Below are 20,597 nucleotides of genomic sequence, written 5' to 3'. Positions count from 1 at the left end.
ATTACTTCCGCCCCTTCAATATAAGTTCTAGAACAGCTGCCCGAATGTAGACACCGTTTTCTACTTGTTTAAAAATTCGCGATTGCGGACTTTCTATTAAACAATCCGCTATTTCCACATCACGATTCACTGGAGCTGGATGCATGATGATTGCACCTTTTTTCATTTTAGCTGCCCGTTCTATAGTTAGACCGTATTGCTTGTGATAAGCAGCTTTCGTATAAGCCATCTCTGTATTATGACGTTCGTGCTGTACTCGAAGGAGCATGACAACATCACTCGTTTCAATTACTTCATCCCAGTTGTCGACACTGTCAAATTCTCCTGCCCATTCAGGTGGGCAAAGGAACGTGACCTCAGCTCCCAGCTTCCGCAAAGCTTCTGCATTTGAGCGAGCGACCCGACTGTGGGCGATATCTCCCGCAATCAATACTTTCAGTCCTTCAAAATGACCAAATTCCTCTTGAATCGTGAAGATATCGAGCAAGGATTGTGTCGGATGCTGACCCGATCCATCTCCTGCATTAATGATTGCCACATTTGTTCGTTTTACTAATTCCTCATAGAATCCATCAGCTGGATGGCGGATGATTAACGCATCCAAACCTATTGCCTCCAACGTCCTAATCGTATCATACAAAGATTCTCCTTTTAAGGTGCTCGAGAAACTTGTCTCAAAGGGGATAATTTGCGCGCCTACTTTACGTTCCGCCATCTCAAAACTTGTTTTCGTTCTCGTACTAGGTTCAAAAAACAAGTTGCTGACGGTATATGTTCCAGGCAGTTCTCTGAAGCCCAATCGCTTAAAAATCGCTGCCCGATCGAGTATGAGCATGATTTCTTCCACTGTCAGGTCTTTCATTGAAACTAAATGTTCCATCAGATATTCCTCCTTCACGAAATGCAAGTACGTCATGCACGAAATGTTCGTTGTTTTCTATTCTTCCTTATCCATCAAAGTATCATCTGTTTTACCTGGCAATACTAGGTTCAACAGAACACCGACAATTGCAGCCAGAGCCATACCACCGATTTGGAATGTTTCACTTATGTTGATCGTTGCCCCACCGATTCCGATTACTAGGATGATGGATGCGATCACTAGATTTCGTTGATTATCAAAGTCGATCTTGTGGTCGATGAGCATGCGCATTCCTGATGAAGCGATGATACCAAACAGCAGAATAGATATTCCGCCAAGTACTGCCGTAGGAATCGTAGCAATCAACGCCATAATTTTACCTATGAAGGAGAAGAATATCGCAAATACTGCAGCCCCCATGATCACATACACACTGTAGACTCGCGTAATAGCAAGTACGCCAATGTTTTCTCCGTATGTAGTTTTAGGTGGTCCTCCGACTAGTCCGCTCATAAGTGTTCCCAGTCCATCACCAAGCAACGATCTGTGTAATCCAGGACTTTCAATATAATTCCTGTCTACTACTTTGCCTAGTACAAGCTGGTGTCCAATGTGCTCAGAGATAGTGACTATCGCGATTGGCACCATAATGATTAGCAGTGTCGGTGTTACGACGAATTCGTAATCAACACCCGGGATCAGCATTTCCGGTACTGCAAACCACTTGGCTTCTACTACTTTGCTGAAATCTAGAATACCGATGAAAGCAGAATAGATATACCCAACTACGATGCCAATAAGTACCGGCATCAAGCTGATAATTCCTTTAAAGAACATCAAGCAGAATACTGCAGAAGCAAGTGTTACTAGAGCCGCCGAAAAGTGTAAGCCACTGTAAACATCCGCTCCATCCACATTGATCGTGCTCGCCATATTAATAGCTGTAGGTGCAATTGCCAATCCAATTACCATAATGACGGGTCCCACTACGATAGGTGGTAATAACTTCATAATCCAGTTATAGCCGGTTTTATAAATTAGTAACGATATGATCGCATAGACCAATGCTACGAACATACTACCTATCATTGCGCTACCGATACCGCCCGATTGTGTCGCCATCTGAATCGGTACAATAAAAGCGAATGAAGAGCCTAGATAGGCTGGAACTTGAAACTTCGTCACGATAATAAATACGATCGTTGCGATCCCACTCGTTAAGAGCGCGATAGCTGGGCTTAAGCCTACTAGTTGTGGTACTAAAATTGTTGCGCCAAACATGGCGAACATATGCTGTAAGCTTAGTGCAAGCCAGCGAATAGGTTGCGGCTTTTCATGTACATCCAATACTTTTACGCTCATCTATCATTTCTCCCAGCTGCTTATAATGTACGTGTGTGAATGGTGACTCCATCCGTTCCGTCTTTTTCAATCATACTAACTACTACTCGTTCTTCATTTGAAGTCGGGATGTTCTTTCCGACAAAGTCCGGACGAATCGGTAGTTCTCGATGACCTCGATCTACTAATACAGCCAGCTGTATAGAAGAAGGTCTTCCTAAGTCCATAATGGCATCTAATGCAGCCCGAACCGTCCTACCTGTATAAAGAACATCATCTACTAGGATGACTTTTTGATTCGCTACATCGTGTTCGATATCGACCTGTTGTACGTATGCTTCTCCTTGTTCATTCTTTAATTGAAGGTCATCTCGGTACAATGTGATATCCAATTCACCTGTTTTGATTGGCTTACCTTCAATTATTTCAATCTTATCTGCTAAGCGTTTCGCCAATATAGCACCTCTTGTCTTGATACCAACTAAGATGCATTGATCAATTCCTCGGTTCTTTTCGATAATTTCATGGGCAATACGTGTGACCGCCCGCGTGATAGCTTGTTCATCTAGTATTGCTGCTTTTTCGGCCATATCAATGGTCCCCTTTCTATTTCACCTTTTGTCTATAAAAAAAGCCCTCCAGTCAGAGAAGACTGGAGGGCAGACGTGCAGAAAAAAGCATACATCGATGCTTACCGCAGTAAGCTGTCATGTAATTCCGTGCAACCTTCCCAGCCTCACAGGACTGACGTTAAAGGTATCGCTATTCAATTTCTTAATAGAGTATACATCTCATTACAAGCATTTGTCAACGCTTATTAAGAGCGTAATTCATTTAGTAACTGTTGGAAATTTTCAGGCAACGGAGCAGTGAACTCCATATATTCATCCGTCGTCGGGTGATCAAAACCAATAGTTCCTGCATGCAGTACTTGACCGCCAAAATCGATTGTTTTTCTCTGACCGTATTTTGGGTCTCCTACAAGTGGATACCCGATGTATTTCATATGCACACGAATCTGGTGAGTTCTTCCTGTTTCCAGTCGGCATTCAACCAATGTATATGCGCCAAAACGTTCAAGAACCTTAAAGTGTGTAACAGCATTTTTCCCCTCATCCACAACCGCCATCCGTTGACGATCGCGCTTGTCACGCCCAATTGGTGCATCTATTGTGCCGTTATCATGTGGAATATGTCCGTGAACTAATGCCGTATACACACGATTAACTGACTTAGCGACGAGCTGATTAACTAATGAAACATGTGCTTTATCATTTTTGGCTACCATCAATAACCCGGAAGTATCTTTATCGATACGGTGTACGATACCAGGTCGCATAATACCATTGATGCCTGATAAATCCGTCACTTGATACATTAATCCATTGACTAAAGTTCCACTCACATGACCAGCTGATGGATGAACAACCATCCCCACTGGTTTGTTGACAACCAACACGTCTTGGTCTTCATAAACAATTTCAAGGTTTAGATTTTCAGCTTCTACATCATATTCTTCCATTGCCGGCTGCTCGACAGTGACCTGATCATCCGTCTTAACTTTATAGTTCTGCTTAACTACACTGTTATTTACTTTAATATGTTCCTCTTTTACCCATTGCTGGATTTGCGTGCGTGACCAGTCCGGTTGAAGAGTAGCCAATGCTTTGTCTATTCGACTTCCTTTAAGTTCTTCTGTTATTTCATATTCTAATCTTTCCATTACGACACCTTTTTCTTTTTCTTTTTTTCATCTAACACTACGTGTAGCAAAATCAGTATGACAGCAATCGTCAATGCGGCATCCGCCACATTAAATATCGGAAAATCATAATGTATAACAGGTATCAAGACGCTGATGAAATCTACTACTTCTCCTCTTACTAGTCGATCGATAAAGTTCCCAATCGCACCGCCTAGCAATAACATTAGACTCACACCTAGCAGTCGATCCTTTTTACCTTCTGTATGGAAGAAGTAAATAATAGCTACAACGACTACAATGGTCACAATAAAAAATAGCCACATCTTTCCTTCAAGCATTCCCCATGCAGCTCCACGGTTACGATGAGATAGCAATGCAATATAAGGATCCAGGATAGCAATATGTTCACCTAGCTCCATATTTTTTACGATTAGCCATTTCGTCAACTGATCCAAGCCAATGACCAGTGCAGCGATTGCATAATAAAATATCACTTCATTACCCTCCGTCCAGCTAATTTCTTCTTTAGTTTACCATAAAAACACGTCTTCTATTACGTTTGTTAGTTCCGCTATGCAAAAAAGCCATCATCATCCACGAATGAATGATGATGGCTGTGACATCAAAATTGCTTACGCATAGTTTTCTTTCACAACAGTCGCGCATCGTGTACATAGTGTCGAATGTTCTGCGTCTTCTCCAACTGTTTTGGAGATTGTCCAGCATCGTTCGCATTTTTCACCTTCAGCTGGTTCTACCAAAACCGTTGCATGATCTAATTTCAATGCATTCGATAACTTTTCATCTGTACTCTCTTCAAATTCCGAGACAATGAAGAATTGTGCAAAATCAATATCCTCTGCTTGCAAAATACCACGTTGATCTTCTGGCAACACAACAGTAACTTTTGCCTCCAAAGATTTTCCGATTACTTTCGCGTTTCTTGCTTCTTCCAGAGCTTTCAAGATATCATCTCGGATATCCATCAAGTTATCGAAGCGCTCACGAAGTTTGTCCGCTCCTTCGCCTTTATGATCTGCTTCAGGCATATCCGTCAATTGGACACTATCTTCTTCAACGTACTGAATATTTTTCCACATTTCATCTGCAGTGTGTGGCAAGATTGGCGTGATGAGCTTCACCAGTGTGATCAATGTATCATGCATCACCGACTGCATTGCACGACGATCTGGATGATTCGCAGCTTCGATATAGACTACATCTTTCGCAATATCCAAGTACAGCGAGCTCAATACACCTGTACAGAAATTATTGATTGCGTGGTAGACGGTAGGGAACGCATACTGCTCATAAGCTGTAAGGACTTCCTCAATCAAATCCTGCAACTTCACATAGACGTACTGATCAACTGCACGCATATCATCAAATGCTACACGATCTGTAGCTGGATTAAAGTCAGCTACGTTACCATGCAAGAAACGAATCGTATTACGGATCTTACGATAGACTTCCGAGACTTGCTTAAAGTTTGAATCAGATACACGAACATCGGCTGTATAATCTACAGACGATACCCATAGACGCACGATGTCTGCACCAAGTTGATTGATGACTTTCGAAGGGACGATAACATTCCCTAAAGACTTACTCATCTTACGGCCATTTTTGTCCAGTGTGAAACCATGGCTCAAAATACCTTTGTAAGGTGCAATCCCGTTGATAGCTACGCTAGTTGTCAATGAAGAGTTGAACCAACCGCGATATTGATCGGAACCTTCAAGATACAAGTCTGCCGGGTAACGAAGATCATCACGTTCTTCAAGTACACCTTGATGTGTTGTACCAGAGTCAAACCAGACATCCATAATGTCCGTTTCTTTCGTGAATTCACCATTCGGACTTCCTTCATGAGTGAAGCCCTCTGGCAATAATTCTTTCGCAGAACGTTCGAACCAGATATTTGATCCATTCTCACGGAATAAATCGGCTACATGACTGACCGTTTCATCGGTAAGGATTACTTCTCCATTTTCAGCATAGAATACCGGAATCGGAACGCCCCATACGCGCTGACGGGAAATACACCAGTCGCCACGGTCACGGACCATATTGAATAAACGTGTTTCACCCCAAGATGGCGTGAATGTAGTAGTACGGATTGCGTCGAGTAAATCATTTCTAAATGATTCAATAGAAGCAAACCATTGTGCAGTCGCACGGTAGATGACGGGCTTCTTCGTGCGCCAATCATGCGGGTACGAGTGAGTAAAGAATGACAACTTTTGAAGGGCTCCGACTTCTTCTAGCTTTTCAGTTACCGCTTTATTCGCATCTTCGTAGAACAAGCCTGAGAAAAACGGTGCTTCTTCTGTCATGACACCACGGTCATCAATTGGAGATAATGCATCGATTCCATATTGCTTACTCACATAGAAGTCATCTTCACCGTGACCTGGTGCTGTATGAACACAGCCTGTACCGGCATCTGCTGTAACATGCTCACCTAGCATAACTAATGAATCACGATCATAAATTGGATGGCTCGCAACGATCCGATCAAGGTCTACACCTTGAATTTCTTTTTCGATTGAGTACTCTTCCCATTCCAGTTCATTCGCCAAGAACTCGACTAAGTCTTTCGCTACTATAAATTTCTCATCCTGTACTTTTACTACTGCGTACGTAAATTTAGGATGAACAGAAATCCCCAAGTTCGCTGGAATTGTCCAAGGTGTTGTTGTCCAGATCAGGAACTTCACATCATGATCCAGTACACCTTTCCCATCTTTGATAGGGAAACTTACATATATGGATGGTGATTTTTTATCTTGATACTCGATTTCCGCTTCTGCCAATGCAGTTTCACTCGAAGGAGACCAGTAGACAGGCTTCAACCCTTTATAGATATATCCTTTTTTCGCCATCTCGCCGAACACTTGAATTTGACGTGATTCGAATTCAGGCTTTAGCGTGATATATGGGTTGTCCCAATCTCCGCGAACACCGAGACGCTTGAATTGCGTACGCTGATTATCAATTTGTTGTAGTGCATACTCTTCACACATTTTACGGAATTCAGCCGTGCTCATTTTCTTGCGATCGACTTTTTTATTTACAAGTGCTTGCTCAATCGGCAAACCGTGTGTATCCCAACCCGGTACATAAGGAGCATGGAATCCAGACATCGATTTATAACGAACGATAAAGTCTTTTAATACTTTGTTAAGTGCGTGCCCCATGTGTAAATCACCGTTCGCATAGGGTGGTCCATCATGCAATATGAACCACGGGCGATTTGCAGTACGTTCCTGCACTTGCTGATAGATATTCTTCTCATTCCACTCTTCTTGCATTTTCGGCTCATTATTTGGCAGATTTCCGCGCATAGGGAAATCAGTTTTTGGCATAAGCAATGTATCTTTATATTCCATTATAATTCCTCCTTAAAATATATGTAACTCATTTTTTCTTTAGAAATGAAATCATCTAGCTCCAAGCGCTCTTTCGTTTAAGAAATCAGAAAAACCCCATCCCAAAAAGGGACGAGGCTTATTCTCGCGGTACCACCCTACTTGCAATTGCCCATAGAGCAATTGCCGCTTAGACACTAATAACGGCAGTGTGAGACCGAGAACCAAAATCTACATAAAGGTTCTAGCTCAGGAGTGATTTTCGTTTCTGATTTACCACCGGGCTTACACCGCCCCCGGCTCGCTATAGGTGAAATTAGAAAGTACTCTTTCCGTCAACGCTTCTTCGTTTCATTTTACTTTTCATTATAAAAATGTGTTCGAGTGTTGTCAAGCTTCTTACGGCTTCTTAACTAGTTCTTCATCTAAACTATCTACATTTGGAATATCCAATTCCTTCTCAGCTACATTTTCTACGCTGGATGTATCCAACTCATACTTCAACAGGTCGTCCCAGTCTTCAGTATTGATCATGTCGAGCTGTGCTTCTACCATCATCTTGAAGCGGCTTTTGAATACTTTTGACTGTTTCTTCAACACTTCAACTTCTAGTGCGATCTTTCTAGCCTGCGCGAGTGCATCATTCACAAGACGGTCTGCATTCTTTTCTGCTTCGGAAATGATTAACTTAGATTCTTGAACAGCATTTTTACGAACATCTTCTGCGGCTTCTTGCGCGATTAGAATAGATTTTTGCATCGTTTCTTCTATTAAATTAAAGTGAGTAATCTTTGCTTCATTATCAGAAACCGTTTTTTCAAGCTTTTCATTTTTCTTCAGGACGTTTTCATAGTCTTTCATCAGCTGTTCTAAAAATCCATTTACTTCATCTTCATCATAGCCACGAAATTTCGTATTAAACGTTTTGTTATGTATATCCGTAGGGGTTAAAGCCATAATACGCTTTCTCCTTTCAGTATGCTTACATAGTTTACAGTGTGATTGTGTTTACTACTTGATTAAACACTACTTTTCTTAATTTATCAAGGATTCAATTTAGACAAGTGCACCAATCATCACTCGAATCTTATCTTTCTTTGTGCGCCCTTCGATGCTCATGATTCTAAAGCGACCATACCCTCTAATTGATAGAACATCATATTCCTCTACTTCAAATGCTTGTTGATCAATCATTGCCCAGTTCACTTTTACTTTCTCCGCCTTAATAAGAGAAGAAGCTTTGGCTCTCGAACTGTTCGTTAATGCTGCAATAACTACATCCAGACGCAATGAACTAACAATATGTAATTCTTCCGTCCACTCTTCTTTTACATCAATAAAATCTTCCATATTCAGAACTGGCTCTACAGAAACTTTCACTTTTCCGACTTGCGTAAAATGGACGTGGATATATTCAGACACTTCTTGAGCAACTGCAAATTGTACTGCTTCTTCAGTTAGTTGAATATCTCCAAATCGTGAACGCTCAATTCCAACAGACAGTAGAGACCCAAGTAATTGTGAATGTTTCATTGTAACGAATTTTTGTGGGTAGTTCACCTTATAAATCCTAATTTGAAAATCCTCTTTAGTCGGGGTGTAGTAATCAGGATAGATTAGCACACGCTGGCGTTCTGCATCGTGAAAGCCTCCTTCAGCTGTCAATGTAAGGTCTGAATTCCTCACAATGGATTCTGTTATGAAGCGCTGACGTGGATCCATAAACTCTGTTAGCTTGGGTGCATACGTATCTTCCACGTCTTTCACCCAACTATTCACTTTTTCAATAAATGGTTGTTCTTCTTTTCGAAAATGTTGAAATATCGAATCCATTCTATTCCTTCTCCTTATATAAAAAAATCCTCACCTTGTGAGGATTTCCAATTTCAGTTAAGGTTATACTTAATTTACTAATGCTTGGAAAATCATCAAATAAATCTGACCTATTCCTCTGCTGATTAATTGTAATGACAGCAATGCGACAATCGGGGAAAAATCAATCATACCAAATGGCGGTATGAACTTACGGAAAAACCCTAAATATGGCTCTGCTATTTTTGCTATAAGTTGACCAAATTTTGTTTCTCTAGTAGAAGGAACCCATGACATTAAAATATAAATGACTAACAGAATAGAATATAATTGTAAGGCTCCAGAGATCAATAAATATGAATTGTTTAATAATGCGATCATAATAACATGTACACCTCATTCAAATTGTTCGACTTTCATTAGGCGAAAGTTCTAAGTTGTGTAGCCTATCGTTCTTGTTGTTCAGATAGAAATTCCGTAATTTTACCGGCTACTTCCACGTTGTCGGGTGCACATAGAAATATATCTGCGCCAATTCGTTGAATGTCACCACCGAGGGCATAAACTGTACCACTTAGAAAATCAATAATACGAAATCCCTGATCTCGTTCTATCTGCTGTAAGTTCACTACGACAGAACGGCGATTCTTTAAATGTTCTGCAATGTCCTCTACTTCTGCATAAGAACGCGGCTCGAGTAGAATGACTTTTGATGATTTTTGAAGACTTTGTAAGCTAATCACTGGAGCTTGTGTGGAGGAAGCTTGTTGCTGAGAGGCTTGAAGACGACTATTAACAGCTCGTTTCTTACCTCCTAGCTTCTTCATCTCTTTGCGGGCCATTGCTTGTTCACCTTTAGTTGGTTTACTTTGAGGTTTTGGTTGTTGAACTAAGTCTTCTTCTTGTACCCAAAACATTTTTTCCAATCGTTTTTTGAGGCTCATTCAGTTTCCTCGCTTTCTGATCCGGCCAATGCAGTGCCGATGCGTATATGAGTTGCACCTTCTTCTATTGCGATTGTAAAGTCATTAGACATACCCATGGACAGTTTTGTACACGGTGCATAGGATAATCCTTTCGCTGCGATTTTGTCCCGTAGTTTACGTAAGGAACGGAATGTGTTGCGAACTATAGATTCATCATCTGTATTTGGCGCCATCGTCATGAGTCCTATTACATGAATGTTTTCGTAAGCTGCCAATTGATCAAAGAATACATCTACTTCACCGGGAGTAATGCCCGATTTGGATTCTTCGCCTGAAACATTGACTTGTACAAAACAATCAAGCGGCTTACTTGCCCGCTTATGCACTTCTTTCGCAAGGCTCATACGGTCAAGCGAATGAAGGCAGTCAATAGTGTCGACTAATTCTTTTACTTTGCGTGTCTGCAAGTTACCAATGAAGTGCCAATTTACCGGATCTTCAATCGTTTCTTGCTTTTCTAGCAATCCTTCAAGTCGATTTTCCCCTAAGTCCTTAATCCCAACATCTAGTAAGGATTGCGCTCTAGCGGAAGACACTTGCTTCGTGACAGCTATTAACGTGATATCATCCGAGCTACGATTTACCTTTTCACATGCATCATGTATTTGTTTTTGTATAGTTACTAGTCGTTGTTCTACTTGTTCCATATTATCACTACTTTTCATCATCTTTATTTCATTGTATCAATTAGGACACTATATATCAACGATAAGTCATTTATTGAGCCGTTTATTCTCAATCAAGATAATATCTTTTCCAATCGTCATGACGTCTTTGTACTGGATTTTTTGGACACCTTTTGACTTGCTGTCTGAGAAGAAGGAGCGCTCAAGTTCACCTATATGAAGTTGCGCAATTTCACCTTTTTCGATGTCGATTGTAGCGTCTTGAACAAAACCTATGAACGACCCTTTTTTCAGTTCAATCACTTCTTTTTTCTGCAAGCTGGAAAAACGCATAGTTTCCCCTCCTTCTTTCATACTATGCATAGTGAGTTTTAATGAGAACGTGGGAAATTGCTTTACCAATCAGGAAATATATAGAAGGAGGAAGCATTAGATAAGGTTTTTGATTTGCGTTAGGATGAAATTGCTTTTAGCTTTTATTGTAATTAACACGCTTTTTCACTTTTCTAATTTCAAATACGGTAAAGAGAAATGCTTAATGAGCGGTTATGGAGCAAGTTTGATCGCTTAATGGCTTTTATGAGCGTTCATCCACTGATTATGATCGCTTATGGAGATTAATGAGCGGTTGTGTAGAAACTATGATCACTTAGGCAAATTATTGAGCGCTTGCGTGATAGTTTTGGCATTTAGGCGCGACTAGAACTCACCACATGAATTTCCGAAACAACACAAGAGTGGAGCGCACAGATACGATTCTATCTCGTTGCCCACTCATTCGCTAAAAAAAGAAAAACCGCCCTTCACAAATTAATGTGTGAAGGACAGTCTTATATACATTCAGTCGATATCTAGTATTTCTTCTGTTCAATCCCAAGCCGAATCTGTTCCATCGCATGCTTCTCAATTCTCGAGATTTGTGCCTGTGAAATCCCTAGCTCCTTAGCGATTTCGGTTTGCGTCTGCCCGAGGTAAAATCGTTTGGAGACGATGAGCTGTTGACGTTCGTCCAGTTCGCCCATCTTATCTTTAATGGACACATAGTTCATCCAGCGGTCTTCTGATACTCTTTGGTCATGTAGCTGATCCATCATATAAATCGGGTCACCGCCATCGCTGTTCATTGGCTCATGCAACGACATAGGGTCCTGTATGGCATCTAAGGCGAATAGGATATCTTCTTCCGGTATGCCCGTTATCTTTTCTAGATCTGATATTTTTGGTTCGTGTTGATGTTCGTTGACATATTGTTCTTTTGCTCTGATGGCTTTATACGCGATATCACGTAACGATCGAGATACACGAACAGCATGATGATCACGAAGATGTCGCTTAATTTCTCCAATGATCATCGGCACAGCATAGGTAGAAAACCGGACATTATGTTTTAAATCGAAATTGTCTATGGCTTTCAACAGCCCAATACAACCAACTTGGAATAAATCATCAGCCTGCTCTCCACGATAGTTAAAGCGTTGAACAAGGCTAAGTACGAGACGCAAATTCGCAAATACCAATTCATCTCTGGCAAATTCGTCACCGCTTTGCAAACGGATGAATGTCTCTTTCATCACATCTGCAGTTAATAAAGGCAGCTCGGACGTATTGATCCCACAAATTTCTACTCTTGTACGTACCATTGGCTCTTCCTCCGCATTCTATAGGTGAGTGTACAGAGTAGTCTGTCCTCAACTCTTTAGAATATGCGAATTCACGAATCGCCAATTTCTACCGATAAGTCCAGTTATGAAATGGGCTGATTTAGTCGATCACGTAGCTCAGAGATTATTTTCTTTTCCAATCTAGATATATAAGACTGTGAAATACCAAGAAGATCCGCTACTTCTTTTTGTGTCATTTCATTTGTTCCCATCAGTCCGAATCGTTGTTCCATAATATAACGTTCTCTTTCATCCAAAATGGAAATGGCATCGATCATATATTGTCGCTCCAACTTTTTCTCTACGTCGTCTGTAATAATATCTTCATCTGTACCTAGAATATCCGATAGAAGCAACTCATTACCATCGGCATCTGAATTCAACGGTTCATCGAATGAAATCTCTGAACGAATTCGATTCGTTTTACGCAAGTGCATTAAAATTTCATTTTCAATACAACGAGAAGCGTATGTCGCAAGCTTAATATTTTTATCTGCTTTAAAAGTTTCAATTGCTTTGATCAATCCAATAGTTCCAATACTAATGAGATCTTCAATATTTGTGTTCGTATTATCGAAGCGTCTTGCGATATAGACGACGAGACGTAAATTCTTTTCGATCAATGTATCACGTGCAGCAGGATCTCCCTTCATTAATGCTGCAATCATTTTGGCTTCCTGCTCCTTATCGAGAGGCTTAGGAAGAGATTCATGTCCTCCGATATAAAATATGCCGCCTTTTCGTCTGAAGAATCCTGCAATATATGAAACCCATTTTTTTACTTCTGTCAACATATAGCCGTTCTCCCTTCTTCTTTTAGTACATCCATCGCGCTCATTTGCAAAATAGCTGCTGCACCTTGAGGGTATTGACGCTGTTCTCTCGTCAAGACGATATATCCCACAGGCAATAACTCTCCTTCGAGCGACCAACAATCATACTTGATTCCGACAGCCCATGAAGCTCCCTGAACAGTCTGCAATCGTATTAACCGAAGACTTCTTTGATAAGTAGCAGGGAAACTAGCCAAGTCTGGTGATTGGTCAGGATTCCAGGACTCTAATGCTGAAGCGAAGTCGACTGGCAGCTGTTCTTTAACTGCTTGATAGCCAATAAAATGTACAGGATCTCCTGATAAAGGTTCTACACAATGATTACCCGTATCGATGAATACTTTAAGTGGTATCGATTTTCCCCATAAACTTAATTCTGAATCGAGCGTAAAACTCATTAACTTATTCATCATGCGTGTATCAATCCATTTATGTTTCACAATGTATAACGATAGATAGGTTAGACCAATCGCTACGAATAAAAAGCTCTGATTTACGCTAATACTAATCTGTGCATAGACCAAGGTCAACATTCCCCCCGCGAAGAAAGACGCGATCAGTACAGCGAGGATAGAGTTCTTCCAACTACCGAACGTTTGTCCAAATGCAATATACGTCATTCCTAAGAAAGTCAAAATCATCGCTGGCACAGAATACGGGAACAACGTAATAAAGAAGGCTCCGAGAAATGCTGCACTCCATAACCTCCTCCTGCTCGTTTGATGATTTCCAACTTTATTAGTGAATGATAGGATGGCGTAGTTAAAGAGCATGTTGATTCCTATCATCAGTTCTCCATACATATGCCGGCCTCCTTACAAACAGATTATCACGGCTATAATGAAAATACTGTCGGGCTTTGGATGGTTTCAGAAAAAAACTTCGACATATTTTTAAGTGCGTAGAGTAATCGCTAATATGAAAACACAAAAAAGCTTCCCGTATGAAAAACTCATCTCATGCGGGAAGCTTGTTCTATTTATTATTTACGACGCGTACGATTACGTAAGAACGTTGGGATGTCCAATTGTTCTTCGTGCTGATGCTGATTAACCTGTGGTTGTCTCGGCTCAGATTGTTGCTCGTAACGTGGTTGCTCTTCATATCTGCTTTGTGTCGGTGGTTGCTGTTGAGTAGGTCGTTGTGGACGAGCGCCACCCGTTACACCAGCACCTCTTTGTCTTGACGGAGCTAATTGTTCTTCGTTAAATCCTGTCGCGATAACTGTAACGATGATTTCATCTTTCAAGTCGTCGTTGATGACAGAACCGAAAATCATGTTGACGTTTTCGTCTGATGCAGTGGCAACAATGTCAGCTGCTTCTTGCACTTCAAACAAGCTCAAGTTCGAGCCGCCTGTAATATTCATTAGTACACCTTTTGCTCCATCGATGGATGTTTCAAGCAGTGGACTGGAAATCGCTTTTTTTGCTGCTTCCGCTGCACGATTTTCACCAGTAGACATACCGATACCCATCAACGCAGAACCTTTGTTGTACATGATTGTTTTGACGTCAGCAAAGTCGAGGTTGATCAATCCAGGCACTGCGATTAAATCAGAGATACCTTGTACACCTTGACGCAATACATTGTCAGCTTCTCTGAACGCTTCAAGCATCGGAGTGTTCTTATCTACAATTTCAAGCAATTTGTCATTAGGAATAACAATTAGCGTATCGATTGCTTCTTTCATGCTTGCGATACCGCCAGCTGCTGAAGTAGATCTCTTTCTTCCTTCAAAAGTGAACGGACGTGTAACCACACCTACAGTCAATGCCCCAATATCTTTAGCGATTTGAGCAATAACTGGTGCTGCACCCGTACCAGTTCCGCCTCCCATACCAGCTGTAACGAAGACCATATCCGCTCCACGTAGAGCTTCTTCGATCTGCTCTTTACTTTCCTCAGCTGCTTTTTTACCTACTTCAGGGTTAGCACCTGCGCCTAGTCCTCTAGTAAGCTTCTCACCGATTTGTAGTTTGATTTCAGCCGATGATAATTTCAATGCTTGAGCATCTGTGTTTACCGCGATAAACTCTACGCCTTGCACTCCATGTTCAATCATACGGTTGACCGCATTGTTTCCGCCGCCGCCTACTCCAATAACTTTAATTACCGCTAATGCATCTATGTTCGTCTCAAATTCAAGCATTGATTTTCCTCCTCTAAATTATCTGCAATTCCCCATCCAACACAATGTTTTACTCAAAGAAATTGTCGAATACTTTTTTAGCGCGTTTCATGAATCCTTGACCTTTTTCTTTTTTCGGTTTAACTGGTCTAGCTGAAGCTTCCGCGACTTCATAAATGGATTCTGTTGATTGAGGTGAACCAACTGGCTCTTCTTCATAGCCAAAGAACACATCTTCCATATACGCATAGCGAATCAAGCCAACCGCAGTAGAATACATCGGCTCACGGACACCAATATATTCTGGTGTGTATAATCTAGCTCTTGTTTTAAAGACATCACGAGCTAACTGTAATATTCCATCTAGTTTAGCTGTACCGCCTGTGATCACGATACCGCCAGGCAAGTCACGGATACCTGTTGCATACAAATCTTCGAGAATCAATTCGAACAATTCTTCAAGACGTGAACCGATAACATCAGAGATATAACGCTGGCTGTATTGATCTTTTGCATCTGACCCTACTACCGGCACTTCAAATAATTCCTCATCGGAAGCATCATCATAATAGGCATGGCCATACTGATGTTTAATCATTCTTGCTTGTTCTGTAGGTGTCTTTAAGACGATGGATAAGTCTTTTGTAATATGATCTCCACCAACAGGTAATACAGACGTGCTGATTAAACGATTTTCGGCAAATACCGATACCGTAGTTGACCCTCCGCCAATATCGATAAAGGCAGTTCCATGATACATTTCATCTTCAGATAATGCGAAAGTACCTGCCGCTAATGGTTGCAAATAAATTTCACGAATTTGTAAACCAGCTTTTTCTACACAGCGTAAAATGTTATGTAGTTGAGTTTTGGACGTCGTAATTAACGTGGCGTCCATTTCCAATCTTACTCCCATCATACCACGGGGATCTGTGATTTCATCATAATCATCGACAATAAATTGCTTTGGCACTAAATTGACGAATTCTCTTTCGGGTGGAACATTCATTACTTGTGATGATTTCATAACTCTTTCAAGATCATCATCGGTGATTTCACGATTTTCAGAGTTCACTGCCACAACGCCTTTGACGTTTTGGAATTGGACACCATTTGCCGGGATGCCAAGAACTACTTCTTCAATTTTCAAACCTGTCATTCTTTCAGCCTGTTCAATCGCTTTACGGATTGACTGTACAGTGGCATCAATATCAATAATTGTTCCTTTGCGAATTCCAGCAGATTGTACATTTCCTACACCAATTACATGCAGGGCATTTTGATCCATCTCCCCAATCAAGACTTTAATTGTGGATGATCCTATATCAAGTGATACGTAATGATTTGATTTACTCAATTATTGACACCTCCTTAATGTAACTAGTAACTTCCATTCTATTGTATTATGACTGCTTTGTCTAAATATTTTCAACACCCTCTTCTAAAAACATTTAATATTACGCATTTGTATCGGGATTTTTGTTTCTACTCGTCCATTTTGCAAGCAGGATTCTCCTCATGACCGCGATGTTTTGGAATAATCTTACGCCAAACGCGAAAACTGCTGCCAAGTATAAATCTACACCAAGGTGTACACCGATAAACGCGAGTGCTGCTGCTAATAGTATATTGAAGAAAAATCCGCTGACGAATATTCGATCGTCATACACTTGCTGAAGATAGGCTCTGATTCCACCAAATAGTGTATCAAATGCAGCGAGAATCGCAATAGTTAAATAGTTATCATATACTTGCGGGATTTGTATATCCGAGAGCAAACCTAGTGAAACGCCAAGGAGGAGCCCAAGTAAGGGTAGCCACATATTGTCATTACTCCTTTGTTTGTTCTTTTAAAAATCGATTTTCAAAACCACCCGTCCAGCCTTGTAACGTAATACGTTCCTCTGGTTCACTAATTGTCAAAACGAAGTCGTCCAAATAAAATTCATCTTGGATGGCAGTAGTTAATAATTGATTATACAATTTTTCACTTGCTTCCTTTGAAGGAGAAACGACTTTAATATTGAACGGTGGTGTGGAAACCACTTCCCCACTGACTGTTAGATTGCCATTAATATCCCGAATCCAACTCAACGTAGTGAAGCGCTTGCCGTCAATCTCCAACTCATTTCCTTGTTGTTGATTCACCACATTAATAAACCAAGCCAGCAGTTCAGATGATACTGGCTTTATTTCATAACCGAACGCAATACTTTCTGGGGATGGAGCAACCTCTATTACAAATCCTGGACCAGTGGTCGGCATGAACCCCGCTTGTTTATACAACTTATCCAACGTATCTTGCAACACACTTGCTGCATTTGCTTCGGGTGATGCATTATACGCTACAAGTGTCTGGTCAATCTCTCTGATTTCTTCTAAGAGTTCAGAATGAATTTTCTTTTCACTCGATAATTCTTTACGAATAGCCCATAAATCCCGTGTGTCTCGTGGAGATGCTGTATTCATCGAGTTATATTGTAAAGCCAATACAAATCCCACTATACCGAGAATCAACGTGAATTTCCAGTGTGTTTTTCGCTTCACTCTACCCCCCCACAATCCATCATACTTCGTCACGAATCGCAGGCAGTTGAACTTCCTTCATTTCTTCTAGTGTGACGACAATATTATCTCGCAACAAGCCATCTATGACACTGCCTTTTAAATGTAATGCCGGAGATAGCACTTTCGGATCTCCTACTGCTTCTATAATAAAAGGTGCTGGAAACGTTCTACCATCAACCATAATAACAGGGCCTGTACATTTTATATACGAATTTGAATTAATCCGTTGCCCGTTGATCGTCATTCCTTGCGCACCTGCGATTTTCAATTCATTGATTACACGTAAAACATGACTTTCATGGACGATATAATCATTCGGATTCTGTACTGAAGGATCATATTCCGCATCTTCCAGTGTCACTTTGACCCCCGCACCTTTTGACGGAATATCTCCAAGCAATAACCTTAAATCTCGTGCTTTTTCTACAAGAATCGCATGATTTTTTTCTTTATCGGAGAAGACTTGTTCAAACGACCGCACATCTTTTTGTTTCTCGAGTAATTCATTTGTCAACTCTTTATTTCTTTCTTGCTGATCGATTAGCTCTGCACGATACTGTTCTTCTTGCTGAAATAAATCGGATTGCTCTGGATCTAGCACTTTTTCCTTACTGCCAATTGTTCTATAGGAAAACGCAAGCATGAAGCCCAATACTAGAAATACGATGGACAGCACTAATTGCTTGCCGCGCTTTTCTCTAGTTTTATTCAGTTTCTTGCTCACTCTTTTCCTCCTTATTAATTTCTACTTCTGCCGGTTTGCCTTTTGTTACGTTTGACTCTTCAACAGGCTGCGGGATCTTCACATCTACCGGTACTGGTTCTTTGTAGAAATCTGTATATGTTTTAAAGTACACACCAATTTCGATATCCAACACACCTTTTTCTTCTTTAGGCAATTGCGCAATAATATCGGGATAGTAGGACATTTTATCAGCAAAACCTAAAATTAACGCATGTACTTCATATCCATCACTCATGAATACGTCAATTTTATCTTCTCCTTCATAACGAAGCTCGGAGAGGAGTTCAAAAACTGTACTATCCATCTTTTGTAGTTGTTTGATCATTCGTTCCGTCACATCTGGCTCGGTAAAACCAGATAAGATGGGTGCATGTGAAAGGATATCAGGATCGGTTGCTTCTAAGCGATCACCATTTTCCAACAATAGGTCATATTGAGTTTGATTCTCTATATAAGCAACCGGTTCCCATTCCGTAACATTGATGGAAACATCATTATAAAAATCACGTTTCACTTTAGCTTCTTTCACACCAGGAATTTTTTCAAGATTATTTTCTATATCTTTTGCACGGAACCCCCACAGTGATTGCCCCTTATACAATCCACTCTGACCCTTATAGTACTCACTTTCTTGTAGTACAGTCTCATTAATGGATATCTTCGAAACATCGCTTAATGACGATTGGAAATACAACAAGGCAAGAAGAACAAGGACGAATATCACGACGAGCAGAAGAAAACTCATGTTGGCCCTTCTTCTGCGTTTTTTACGCATGGATGGAATCCGATCTTCAATATCTATTACTTTTTCCACATCCTGTTCTCCCTTCAACCTGCCCTTTTATTCGCAGAGTAGTGTAGAATCGTTCCGACAGCTAGCCACGTAGTCAACAGCGAGGATCCTCCATAACTAATGAAAGGTAACGTCACCCCTGTCACAGGCAGCAAACCTGAGACGACTCCCATATTTAAAAACGTTTGGAAAGTGATCATAGACACCATACCGGTGACAATTAAAAACGAATTCCAGTTGTTCAGCCGTATCGCTATACCGAATGCAGATGCGAATAACAAAATAAACAGCAGCACGATAGATGCGGCACCTATAAACCCAATTTCTTCTGCAATGATCGAAAAGATAAAATCATTTTGAGGTTCAGGCAAGTACAAAAACTTTTGACGACTATTCCCGAAACCATGACCAAATAATCCACCTGGGGCAATTGCGAATAAAGATTGTATACTTTGAAACCCCGTACCGAGAGGATCGTTCCACGGATCAACGTAGGATTTAATTCGATCTAAACGATACGGTGCAGCTAGAATGAGTGCAATAAAAGCACCGAGACCTGAGACGAAAAGAAAAATAAAGAATGACAATGGATAGCCTGCTAAGAAAAGAATAACAAAGGCAGACACTATCATGATGACGGCAGAGCCGAGGTCAGGTTGCAACATGATTAACGTTGCGGGTAATAAAATCCATGCAAAGTGCTGCCATTGCCAGGACTTCTCTTTATGTTTCTTCATACCGCTTGCTAATTTCCCTAGTAATGCAACCTTCACGAATTCAGCCGGTTGCAAACTGATGGGACCGAGAGCGATCCAGCTTTGAGAACCGTTTCGCACCGCTCCAACACCTGGTATCAATACCGCTACCAACATCAAAGTCGAAGCGATATAGCAGTAGGTCCAGAATTTAGGATGAGATGTTAGTGGGCTCTTAACCAGTACATACGCAACAGCTAAGGAAATAACCATGTAAATACCTTGCTTGACGATAAATGGAGAAGAATCTTGATAATGTACTTCTCCCCAATAAGATCCTGCCGATTGCACAAATACTAATCCAATCAGCGACAATAGTAAGGCGGTTGTCAAAAAGATTATTCGGTAGGTTCTTTCCAGCGTTCGCATCCTTCCTCAAGTTATTCAGTCACTTCTTCAGTTTACTTT

General features: G+C 40.9%; 22 protein-coding genes and 1 other annotated feature. All 22 genes read right to left on the bottom strand.

Features of this window, described 5'->3' with window-relative positions:
• Nucleotide 1 precedes the first annotated feature (1 nt).
• Complete coding sequence (locus CSV74_RS01295; RefSeq protein WP_099690306.1) at nt 2–880, bottom strand: aspartate carbamoyltransferase catalytic subunit; 879 nt, start codon at nt 878–880, stop codon at nt 2–4.
• 57 nt (nt 881–937) lie between these two features.
• A complete protein-coding gene (locus CSV74_RS01290; RefSeq protein WP_029052356.1) occupies nt 938–2,224 on the bottom strand; it encodes a uracil-xanthine permease family protein in 1,287 nt (428 codons plus the stop codon).
• Between the two features lie 20 nt (nt 2,225–2,244).
• A complete protein-coding gene (gene pyrR, locus CSV74_RS01285) occupies nt 2,245–2,793 on the bottom strand; it encodes a bifunctional pyr operon transcriptional regulator/uracil phosphoribosyltransferase PyrR (RefSeq protein ID WP_029052357.1) in 549 nt (182 codons plus the stop codon).
• 227 nt (nt 2,794–3,020) lie between these two features.
• The gene (locus tag CSV74_RS01280; protein WP_099690305.1) at nt 3,021–3,926 is read right to left on the bottom strand and encodes an RluA family pseudouridine synthase; all 906 of its coding nucleotides are present in this window, start codon (nt 3,924–3,926) and stop codon (nt 3,021–3,023) included.
• Nucleotides 3,926–4,402, bottom strand: a complete 477-nt coding sequence (gene lspA / locus CSV74_RS01275; protein ID WP_099690304.1) for a signal peptidase II — start codon at nt 4,400–4,402, stop codon at nt 3,926–3,928. Before lspA ends, CSV74_RS01280 begins: the two co-directional genes overlap by 1 nt.
• Before the next feature lie 138 nt (nt 4,403–4,540).
• A complete protein-coding gene (gene ileS / locus CSV74_RS01270; protein WP_099690303.1) occupies nt 4,541–7,300 on the bottom strand; it encodes an isoleucine--tRNA ligase in 2,760 nt (919 codons plus the stop codon).
• Between the two features lie 104 nt (nt 7,301–7,404).
• Nucleotides 7,405–7,627 (bottom strand) — a binding site (T-box leader).
• Nucleotides 7,628–7,678: 51 nt separating this feature from the next.
• Nucleotides 7,679–8,236 carry a DivIVA domain-containing protein gene (locus CSV74_RS01265; RefSeq protein ID WP_051210409.1) on the bottom strand — a complete coding sequence of 186 codons (558 nt, stop codon included), beginning with the start codon at nt 8,234–8,236 and terminating at the stop codon, nt 7,679–7,681.
• A 99-nt stretch (nt 8,237–8,335) separates the two neighbouring features.
• Nucleotides 8,336–9,112, bottom strand: coding sequence for a YlmH family RNA-binding protein (locus tag CSV74_RS01260; protein ID WP_099690302.1), 777 nt, complete (start codon nt 9,110–9,112; stop codon nt 8,336–8,338).
• A gap of 69 nt (nt 9,113–9,181) precedes the next feature.
• Entirely contained in the window at nt 9,182–9,472 is a 291-nt protein-coding gene (locus CSV74_RS01255) for a YggT family protein (RefSeq protein ID WP_029052362.1), read from the bottom strand.
• Between the two features lie 65 nt (nt 9,473–9,537).
• Nucleotides 9,538–10,035: a cell division protein SepF gene (locus tag CSV74_RS01250; RefSeq protein WP_029052363.1), complete on the bottom strand. Its 498-nt coding sequence runs from the start codon at nt 10,033–10,035 to the stop codon at nt 9,538–9,540.
• Nucleotides 10,032–10,724: a YggS family pyridoxal phosphate-dependent enzyme gene (locus CSV74_RS01245; RefSeq protein WP_199170298.1), complete on the bottom strand. Its 693-nt coding sequence runs from the start codon at nt 10,722–10,724 to the stop codon at nt 10,032–10,034. Before CSV74_RS01245 ends, CSV74_RS01250 begins: the two co-directional genes overlap by 4 nt.
• Nucleotides 10,725–10,790: 66 nt before the next feature.
• The gene (locus CSV74_RS01240) at nt 10,791–11,036 is read right to left on the bottom strand and encodes a PRC-barrel domain-containing protein (RefSeq protein ID WP_158231725.1); all 246 of its coding nucleotides are present in this window, start codon (nt 11,034–11,036) and stop codon (nt 10,791–10,793) included.
• A gap of 518 nt (nt 11,037–11,554) precedes the next feature.
• Nucleotides 11,555–12,343, bottom strand: a complete 789-nt coding sequence (gene sigG / locus CSV74_RS01235) for an RNA polymerase sporulation sigma factor SigG (RefSeq protein ID WP_029052366.1) — start codon at nt 12,341–12,343, stop codon at nt 11,555–11,557.
• 104 nt (nt 12,344–12,447) lie between these two features.
• Nucleotides 12,448–13,158: an RNA polymerase sporulation sigma factor SigE gene (gene sigE, locus CSV74_RS01230; protein ID WP_081657792.1), complete on the bottom strand. Its 711-nt coding sequence runs from the start codon at nt 13,156–13,158 to the stop codon at nt 12,448–12,450.
• The gene (locus CSV74_RS01225; RefSeq protein WP_099690299.1) at nt 13,152–14,000 is read right to left on the bottom strand and encodes a sigma-E processing peptidase SpoIIGA; all 849 of its coding nucleotides are present in this window, start codon (nt 13,998–14,000) and stop codon (nt 13,152–13,154) included. The genes sigE and CSV74_RS01225 overlap by 7 nt, the downstream gene beginning before the upstream one ends.
• Nucleotides 14,001–14,179: 179 nt before the next feature.
• Complete coding sequence (gene ftsZ, locus CSV74_RS01220; RefSeq protein WP_029052369.1) at nt 14,180–15,349, bottom strand: cell division protein FtsZ; 1,170 nt, start codon at nt 15,347–15,349, stop codon at nt 14,180–14,182.
• Nucleotides 15,350–15,398: 49 nt separating this feature from the next.
• The gene (gene ftsA, locus CSV74_RS01215; RefSeq protein ID WP_029052370.1) at nt 15,399–16,685 is read right to left on the bottom strand and encodes a cell division protein FtsA; all 1,287 of its coding nucleotides are present in this window, start codon (nt 16,683–16,685) and stop codon (nt 15,399–15,401) included.
• A gap of 100 nt (nt 16,686–16,785) precedes the next feature.
• Complete coding sequence (locus CSV74_RS01210) at nt 16,786–17,151, bottom strand: small basic family protein (protein ID WP_099690298.1); 366 nt, start codon at nt 17,149–17,151, stop codon at nt 16,786–16,788.
• A gap of 7 nt (nt 17,152–17,158) precedes the next feature.
• Nucleotides 17,159–17,875 (bottom strand): DUF881 domain-containing protein, encoded by a 717-nt coding sequence (locus tag CSV74_RS01205; RefSeq protein WP_029052372.1) that lies wholly within the window; start codon nt 17,873–17,875, stop codon nt 17,159–17,161.
• Nucleotides 17,876–17,894: 19 nt separating this feature from the next.
• Nucleotides 17,895–18,620, bottom strand: coding sequence for a DUF881 domain-containing protein (locus tag CSV74_RS01200; RefSeq protein ID WP_051210410.1), 726 nt, complete (start codon nt 18,618–18,620; stop codon nt 17,895–17,897).
• On the bottom strand, nt 18,601–19,455 hold the full coding sequence (locus CSV74_RS01195; protein WP_051210411.1) for a cell division protein FtsQ/DivIB: 855 nt from the start codon (nt 19,453–19,455) through the stop codon (nt 18,601–18,603). The genes CSV74_RS01200 and CSV74_RS01195 overlap by 20 nt, the downstream gene beginning before the upstream one ends.
• A gap of 14 nt (nt 19,456–19,469) precedes the next feature.
• Complete coding sequence (gene ftsW, locus CSV74_RS01190) at nt 19,470–20,558, bottom strand: putative lipid II flippase FtsW (protein ID WP_029052374.1); 1,089 nt, start codon at nt 20,556–20,558, stop codon at nt 19,470–19,472.
• Nucleotides 20,559–20,597 lie beyond the last annotated feature (39 nt).

Source organism: Sporosarcina sp. P19, assembly GCF_002743165.1.
GTDB classification, from domain to species: Bacteria; Bacillota; Bacilli; order Bacillales_A; family Planococcaceae; genus Sporosarcina; species Sporosarcina ureae.
This window is presented reverse-complemented; position numbering and strand designations above follow the sequence as displayed.